Below are 828 nucleotides of genomic sequence, written 5' to 3' on the forward strand. Positions count from 1 at the left end.
GCTGTTCAAGAGTGCAACGGTCAGCGCCGAATTGCCGAACAGCGTCGCGTACCATTGCAAGGTAAAACCTTGCAGCGGAAACGCTGCCTGGATCGAGTTGTTGAAGGAAAACAGCGGGATCAGCAGCACCGGCAGATAGAGAAAGACCAAATAGGCGGCGACATACATGCCGAGCCAGCGGCCACCTCCCTGCGTGCGTGCAGTGCTCATGTGCGGCTGCCAAATCTGCGGTCGGCGAAGCGGGCGACCAGCACCACGCACAGGATGACCAGCATGACGGCGACGGAGAGTGCTGCGCCAAACGGCCAGTCATTGGCCTTGCCGAATTGCGCCTGGATCAGCGTGCCGATCATGGTGCTGGCCGGGCCGCCGACGAGCGCCGGCGTGACATAGTCGCCGACCGTCGGCACGAAGATGACGAGGGCTGCCGCCAGCACGCCCGGCATCGAATTGGGCAGCACGATCCGGCGGAAAGAGGTGAATGGCCGCGCGCCGAGATCGGAAGCGGCCTCGATCAGCGATTTCGGGATGGTGTCCAGCGCCACGTAGATCGGCAGGATGGCGAAAGGCGCATAGGCGTGCGCCAGCGTGACGACGACGGCGGCCGGCGTGTTGAGAAAGGCCAATGTCGGCTCGGACCAGATGCCGCTTTCGATCAGCGCCGAGTTCAAAACGCCATTGTAGGCGAGCACGATCTTCCAGGCGAAGACGCGCAGGAGATAGCTGGTCCAGAACGGCAGCGTCACCAGGAACAGCAGCAGGCCGCGCCGCCGGCCGGCGTGGAAGGCAAGGTAGTAGGCGACGGGATAGGCAGTGACGACCGTCGCC

1 protein-coding gene and 1 pseudogene are annotated in these 828 nt (G+C 63.8%); both read right to left on the reverse strand.

Features of this window, described 5'->3' with window-relative positions; translation table 11 throughout:
* A pseudogene (locus tag EN991_RS38190) lies at window positions 1-210 on the reverse strand (ABC transporter permease); the annotation flags it as partial.
* On the reverse strand, window positions 207-828 hold a 622-nt coding region (locus EN991_RS38195), incomplete at its 5' end, for an ABC transporter permease (protein WP_164769757.1). The pseudogene EN991_RS38190 and the gene EN991_RS38195, both read right to left, overlap by 4 nt.

Source organism: Mesorhizobium sp. M7A.F.Ca.US.005.03.2.1 (genome assembly GCF_003997795.1).
Taxonomy (GTDB): domain Bacteria; phylum Pseudomonadota; class Alphaproteobacteria; order Rhizobiales; family Rhizobiaceae; genus Mesorhizobium; species Mesorhizobium ciceri.